Raw genomic sequence first — 6710 nt, forward strand, 5'->3', positions numbered from 1 at the left:
CACCGCCCGCCCGCTCCGGCGCGGTCCGGGAGACCGACAGAAGGAGAAGGTAAGCCAGGATGAGCACCACACCGTTGGGCGCGCGCTTCCGCCGGGTCTGGGTCGCGACGGCCTCGGGGAACTTCGGCGACGGCATCCTGCTCGTCGGGTTCCCGCTGCTCGCGGTCGAACTGACCAGGTCGCCGCTGCTCGTGTCGCTGGTCTCCACCCTCGCGACCCTGCCGTGGCTGGTGGTCGCGCTCTACGCCGGCGCCCTCGCCGACCGCCTGGACCGGCGGCGGATCATCCTCGCCGCCGCCTGGTTCCGCGTCGCCGCGCTGGTCGTGCTCGTCGTGCTCGCACTCGCCGGGCTCACCGACCTCACGGTCCTCTACGTCGCCGTGCTGGTCCTGGGCACACTCGAGGTCTTCGCGGACACGACGACCCAGTCCCTCCTGCCGATGACCGTGGACCGGGAGCGCCTCGGCGCAGCCAACGGGCGGGTGATCGCCGCCCAGCGCGTCGCCAACGACTTCCTCGGCGGACCCGTCGCCGGTGCCCTCGTCGCCGCGAGCACGGTGGCGTTCTTCGGCGTCCCGGTGCTGCTGTACGCGATGACCGGGATCCTTATGCTCACCCTGCGCGGGCGGTACCGGGTCAGCAGGCCCTCGGAGGCCAAGATCCGCACCGACATCGCCGAGGGCATCCGCTACCTCGGGGCGCACCGCGTCCTGCGCGCCCTGGCTGTCCTCGCGGGGATGCTGAACTTCTCCACGTCGGCCTACCTCGCCGTGTTCGTCCTCTGGGCGGTCGGCGACGCGTCGGTCATGCGGTTGGACCCGCCCGTCTACGGTGCGCTGTTCGCCGCGCTCGCCGCCGGCGGCGTCGCCGGGGCGCTCGGCGTGGAGTGGCTGTCCGGCCTGCTCGGCGAGGTGCGGGTCCTGCTCGCGGGCGCCGCGGTCAGCAGCCTGCTGCTGCTCCTGCCCGTGGTGTTCCCCGTCGCCGCGGTGGCCTTCCCCGCCTTCGTCGCGGTGGGCTTCGGCGCCACACTGACCAACGTCACGCTCGTGTCGCTGCGCCAGCGCCTGATCCGCGAGGAGCTCCTCGGCCGGGTGAACGCCACCTACCGCCTGATCGGGATGGGCACCATGCCCCTCGGCGCCGCGGTGGGCGGGGCGGTCGGCAGCCTGCTGAGCCTGGAGGCGGTGTTCGGCGGCGCCGTCGTCGTGGCTCTGCTCGCGACGGCGTTCACGATGCGCAAGGTGACCGCCGAGGAGGTCCGCCGGGCCGAGGAGGAGGCGCTGGCGGCCGAGTGACCCCGCCGACCGGTCCGGGTTGTCAGCGGGGGTGATCCTGGTGGCCGAGGAAGCGCTGCTGCTCCAGGATCATCCCGTGCTCGTCCACACGGAAGACGTCGGCGAAGTCCTCGAGGGACGTGCCGGTGTCCAGGACACCGAGGGCCACGACGGTCGACTCGTCGCCGAACACCTTGCGCAGGACGTGCGTGCGGTCGTCACCGAGTGCGGAGCGCTGGACCTCCTCGGTCGCGCTGGTTCCCCGCACCGGCTCCAGGCCTGGGTAGGTGGTGCGCACGTTCTCCGCGAGGAAGGAGGCGTAACCGTCGAAGTCCCGTTTGTTGAGGTAGTGGTACGTGAGGTGGACATGGTCGACAGCGGCCGCGTTGACCGACGAGCCCCCCGGCACGGAGTTCCCTGTCCCGTTGTGCCTGCTCACTGCAATGGCTTCCTTTCCGGCGCGCTGGGCGTCGCAGGTCTTCGCGTGAGCACGCGGGGCTTCCGCGCGCTCCTGGGTGTCGATCGTGGGCCAGGCCGGTATGCGCGCGCTATCACCCCGCCAATCCCTCCCCGTGACGCCGACGAGCCCGATGCCGGTGCCGAGCACAGGCGTGCACCTGTGTCCTGTCGGCATCCCTGAGCGCAGCCCGACGGTCCCGGCCTCGCGCATCAGCCGATCCACCCGTTCGTGGCTGGCCTCATAGCCCTTCTCACGCAGCTCAGCGGTAGTCCACGGCTCCCCGGAGGCCGGGTCCTGCCTATGGAACGGCCTCGACCAGTTCCGCATCGCGCGCGGCGCGCCCAGCGCGTGCGGTCCGTCCCTTCTTCCAGGCGTAGAAGGAGGAGCGTGCCAACGCGAGGCGTCCTGCGGGAGGCCGGTCGGGCGTTGGCGTGGGTAGTGCGGGGCATCGAGGGCCTCCTGGTGGCCGGTGGGACGTCACAATCCACACCGATACCGGAGACCCTCTTCGTGTGTGTCAGGCGGGGCGGGTGTTACCAACCTCCATGGTCAGTACAGCTAGGCTTCGGGGCCGGTTCGACCTGCTGGCGGCGGCTGGACGAGTGGCAGCAGGCCGGCGTGTGGGAGGAGCTGCGACAGGTGCTGTTGGACCGGTTGCGGGCAGCGGACCAGCTGGACTTCTCGCGTGCCACGGTCGACGCCTCGCATGTGCAGGCCAAGAGGGGGCGAAGCCACCCAGAGGTCGGGCCGAGTCCGACTGACCGAGGTCGGCCGGGCTCCAAGCACCACGTGCTCACCGACACCCGCGGTACTCCGTTGCGCGTGTCGCTGACCGGCGGCGACCGCCACGACGTGACCCAGCTCCTTCCTCTGGTCGACGCTGTTGCCCGGGTGCGGGGCAAGCCAGGGCGCCCGAGGCACGCGGTGCGGCGTGCGGCCACGGCCCCTGCCACGGAGGCGGGGCGGAGGCCGCGCGCGGCCGTGCTTCCCCTCACAGACACCGGCGCCCAGCCCCGAGTGTGGCGGAGAACGCCTGGTCAGACGCCCGTGTCGCCCCCGTCGCGCTGCTATTCCCGACGTCACAGCCGCTGAGCTGTGACGGCAGGAATGACGGGATGCCGCCGCCGCGTTGACCACCGCGGGGACCGGAGGTCTTCTCCCTCGTTCCCTTCCGCCGCCGCGACGGCGGCGCCGGCGGGGTTCGCCTCTGACGTCCCCGCCTGTTCCCATGCTCTCCCGCCCGACAGCCGCCACCGCGGACATCCGTCCCGTCGGCCGCCACGCACACAGCGCATGGGTCTTTTCGATGCTGACCGGCACGTCCCGGTCGGTGCCTCCACACGAGGAGCACCCTCTTCTTCATGTTCTCCACTCTGCGCTCACGCGTGCCCGAGCCAGGCAGACGCACCGACCCCTGGGTCCTCGGCGTGAGCGGTCTGCTCATGGCCGCCTTCGTCGCCTCCGCGCTCGCCGCGCCGAAGGCGGTCGGCGCCGCCGTGGACGTGGCCTTCACCTGGTCCGCGCGCTGGTTCGGCGCCTACTGGCAACTCCTCATGCTGGCCATCTTCGTCATCATCACCGTCCTGGCGTTCTCCCGCTACGGCAGGGTCCGCATGGGCGGCTCCGAGGCCCCCGGCTTCAGTCGGTTCTCCTGGATCGCGATGATCACCACCACCCTGCTGGCCGCGGGAGGGGTGTTCTGGGCGGCGGCCGAGCCCATCGCCCACTACGCCTCCCCGCCGCCGCAGTACGCCGACCAGGTCGGCGGCGGAGCCGAGGGCGCGGCGATCGCGATGGCGCAGAGCTTCGTCCACTGGGGCTTCATCGGCTGGGCGGTCGGCGGTTCGCTGGCCACCCTGGTCATGATGCGCGGGGTCGAGAAGGGCATGCCGCTGCGTCCGCGCACCCTGCTGTGGCCGGTCATGGGCGAGCGCGTGCGCACGCACTGGATCGGCGCGGTCGTCGACGTCAGCTGCGTGCTCGCCGTGGTCGCCGGGACCGTGGGCCCCATCGGCTTCCTCGGCCTCCAGATCTCCTACATCTCCAGCGCGCTGTTCGGGCTGCCGAACACCTACGCCACCCAGGTCCTGATCATCGTGGGCCTGACCGTCGTGGCCGCGGTGTCGGTGCTGAGCGGCATCAAGCGGGGCATCCAGACGCTGAGCCGGGCCAACGTGTGGGTGGCGCTGGTCCTCATCCTGGCCATCGTCGGCATGGCGTCGCTGCCCTTCGTGGCGGACCTCTACCTGCGGTCCGCCGTGGTGCAGGTGCAGGAGTTCCTGCCCATGGCCCTGTACCGGGGCGACGAGCAGTGGCTCGGCTACTGGACCCTGTTCTTCTTCGGCTGGTTCCTCGGCTTCGGGCCCATGATGGCGATCTTCTTCGCCCGTATCTCCAAGGGCCGCACCGTACGCGACATCTACGTCGGGGCGACGGTGATGCCCACGGTGGTGACCACGATCTGGTTCACCGCGCTGGGCGGTACCGGCATCTGGCTCGAACAGCGCGACCCGGGGGCGATCACGGCTCCCTACGCCGAGGACGGCCTTCCCGCAGCGGCGCTGTCCATCCTGGAGGCGCTGCCGATGACCGCGGTGCTCGGCGTGCTCATGGTGATCGTCGCGCTGATCTTCCTCGCGTCCACGCTCGACTCGATGTCCTACGCCATCGCGGCCTCCAGCATGCACGAGGGAGAGCCCTCCGGGCTCGTCCGCGCGTTCTGGTGCGGGGGGATGGGCCTGGCCGCCATCGCCCTGCTCGTGGTGGGAGACGGCGGGATCCAGGCGTTGCAGTCCTTCATCGTGGTGACCGCGGTCCCCGTGGGGCTGGTCATGCTGCCGACGCTGTGGACCACGCCTCGGCTGCTGCACACCATGGCCGTCGAACAGGGCATCGTCGCCGTGCCCCGGTCCTCCGGCGAGCACGCCGGGGACGAGAGCCCGGCGCGGCGGGTCGGGGAGCCGGTCGGCTAGGTCGTGCTTTCCGGGGGTTCCGCTCCCCCGTGCGCCCCGCGGTGCTCCTTCGACCGGACGGACACCGCGGGGCGGACCACGTGAAACGAGAGAGGGGACCCGAGCCGTGCTCGGGTCCCCTGTCTCGTTCGCGGGCCGGGTCAGGCACCCGGGGCGGCCCGCCTGGCCGCCAGCATCGAGGCGTGGGTGGGCGCGTCGGGGACGTGCGCGGGCCGCCCTGCGGCGAACTCCTTGCGCAGCACCGGTACGACCTCCTCGCCGAGCAGGTCCAGCTGCTCCAGGACGGTCTTGAGCGGCAGGCCCGCGTGGTCCATGAGGAAGAGCTGGCGCTGGTAGTCGCCGAACATCTCACGGAAGGTCAGCGTGCGGTCGATGACCTCCTGCGGGCTGCCGACGGTCAGCGGCGTCTCGCGGGTGAACTCCTCCAGGGAGGGGCCGCCTCCGTAGACCGGCGCGTTGTCGAAGTAGGGCCTGAACTCCCTGACCGCGTCCTGGGAGTTCTTTCGCATGAACACCTGCCCGCCCAGGCCGACGACGGCCTGGTCGGCCTTGCCGTGGCCGTAGTGCTCGAAGCGGCGGCGGTACAGGGAGATGAGCTTCTTGGTGTGGGTGGCGGGCCAGAAGATGTTGTTGTGGAAGAAGCCGTCACCGTAGTAGGCGGCCTGCTCGGCGATCTCCGGGCTGCGGATGGAACCGTGCCAGACGAAGGGCGGCACGCCGTCCAGGGGGCGCGGGGTGGAGGTGAAGCCCTGCAGCGGGGTGCGGAACTTGCCCTCCCAGTCCACCACGTCCTCGCGCCAGAGCCGGTGCACCAGGTTGTAGTTCTCCAGGGCCAGCGGGATGCCCTGGCGGATGTCCTGTCCGAACCAGGGGTAGACGGGGCCGGTGTTGCCGCGGCCCATCATCAGGTCCACCCGGCCGTCGGCCAGGTGCTGGAGCATGGAGAAGTCCTCGGCGATCTTGACCGGGTCGTTGGTGGTGATCAGGGTCGTGGCCGTGGACAGGACGAGCCTCTCGGTACGGGCCGCGATGTAGCCGAGCATGGTGGTCGGCGAGGACGCCACGAACGGCGGGTTGTGGTGCTCGCCGCTGGCGAAGACGTCCAGCCCGACCTCCTCGGCCTTGAGCGCGATGGTGACCATCGCCTTGATCCGCTCGGCCTCGGTCGGTGTACGTCCGGTGGTGGGGTCGGTGGTCACGTCACTCACCGAGAAGATTCCGAACTGCATGGCCAGCTCCCCCTAAGTAGCTTCCAAAGAAGTATTTTCCGATTAAACTATCATGGCGAACGCCCGGCGTTCATCCCCTGTTCCTTCCCCTCACACGCCGCTTCGAGGGGCAGCGTTCATCCACAGGCACTCTCCGTATCTGTCAAATGTCACCATCCCCTGGTATTCCTGGGAATGCTGGCACCGGAACGGTCACCGGGTGTCACGGCGACCGGCACGGCTGAGTACGTGAGCACACGCGAAGGAGGAGGGCGTGCACCCCGACCCACGCGCCCGCAACCTCATGGCCACCACCCTCGATCCCCGACGACACCTTCCCCACCAGGACCGAGACCGGACCGACCGCGAGCCCGTGGTGCTCGCCGACGCCCTCGGCGACGTCATGACAGCCCTCACCGAGGTCGACCCGGACCTGCTGGTCGTCCACAGGTCCGAGGCCTGATCCACCGCGACCGGCACTTCCCGGCGGACGCCCACGACTTCGGGAGCGGGCGTCCGCCGACCCGCCGCACGGGGTACCTGGACACGAGACCCGCGGCCACACGAGACCGCGTGACGCACCCCTCACCGTCGCGTGGCGGGCTCCGCTCCCGTACGATCCCCGCCGCGTGGTCCCCGTTGGGGACGGGAGGGAAGACGGTCCGCCCAGGCCCAGGCAGGCGCGGCGGCCGCTCCCGTCGGCGCGCGTCCCCGACCGTGGCGGGCCCCCCGGCCCGGGGGGCCCCCCCGGGGGGGGTTTCACCCCCCCGGGAACCCTTGAACGGGCGGGCTGTTG

The 6710-nt window shown here is 70.9% G+C and carries 5 protein-coding genes and 1 pseudogene; 4 read left to right on the top strand and 2 right to left on the bottom strand.

The genetic code is table 11. The features are described from left to right. Positions 1-59: 59 nt before the first annotated feature. Positions 60-1295 (top strand): MFS transporter, encoded by a 1236-nt coding sequence (locus FYX01_RS03855; protein ID WP_150237611.1) that lies wholly within the window; start codon positions 60-62, stop codon positions 1293-1295. Between the two features lie 22 nt (positions 1296-1317). Here FYX01_RS03855 and FYX01_RS25995 read toward each other — a convergent pair whose 3' ends face one another. Then, the gene (locus tag FYX01_RS25995; RefSeq protein WP_190394167.1) at positions 1318-1713 is read right to left on the bottom strand and encodes a nuclear transport factor 2 family protein; all 396 of its coding nucleotides are present in this window, start codon (positions 1711-1713) and stop codon (positions 1318-1320) included. A gap of 591 nt (positions 1714-2304) precedes the next feature. Here FYX01_RS25995 and FYX01_RS03865 point away from each other — a divergent pair. Together FYX01_RS03865 and FYX01_RS03870 are read left to right on the top strand one after the other, a co-directional pair. Beyond that, a pseudogene (locus FYX01_RS03865) lies at positions 2305-2664 on the top strand (transposase); the annotation flags it as partial. A 431-nt stretch (positions 2665-3095) separates the two neighbouring features. Next, positions 3096-4706, top strand: coding sequence for a BCCT family transporter (locus tag FYX01_RS03870; protein WP_150237615.1), 1611 nt, complete (start codon positions 3096-3098; stop codon positions 4704-4706). A gap of 140 nt (positions 4707-4846) precedes the next feature. On the opposite strand, the gene FYX01_RS03875 is transcribed toward FYX01_RS03870, so the two are convergent. After that, positions 4847-5935 carry an LLM class flavin-dependent oxidoreductase gene (locus FYX01_RS03875; RefSeq protein ID WP_150237617.1) on the bottom strand — a complete coding sequence of 363 codons (1089 nt, stop codon included), beginning with the start codon at positions 5933-5935 and terminating at the stop codon, positions 4847-4849. 253 nt (positions 5936-6188) lie between these two features. Between FYX01_RS03875 and FYX01_RS03880 the strand changes: the two genes are divergently transcribed. Continuing rightward, entirely contained in the window at positions 6189-6377 is a 189-nt protein-coding gene (locus tag FYX01_RS03880; protein ID WP_150237619.1) for a hypothetical protein, read from the top strand. Positions 6378-6710: the final 333 nt, after the last annotated feature.

It is taken from the genome of Nocardiopsis quinghaiensis (assembly GCF_008638365.1).
In the GTDB taxonomy this organism is placed as follows: Bacteria; Actinomycetota; Actinomycetes; order Streptosporangiales; family Streptosporangiaceae; genus Nocardiopsis; species Nocardiopsis quinghaiensis.

Bases quoted from the DNA above. Each gene is read 5' to 3' on its own strand.
- FYX01_RS03875 (WP_150237617.1), bottom strand. From the start codon at position 5,935: ATGCAGTTCGGAATCTTCTCGGTGAGTGACGTGACCACCGACCCCACC.
- FYX01_RS03855 (WP_150237611.1), top strand. From the start codon at position 60: ATGAGCACCACACCGTTGGGCGCGCGCTTCCGCCGGGTCTGGGTCGCG.
- FYX01_RS03870 (WP_150237615.1), top strand. From the start codon at position 3,096: ATGTTCTCCACTCTGCGCTCACGCGTGCCCGAGCCAGGCAGACGCACC.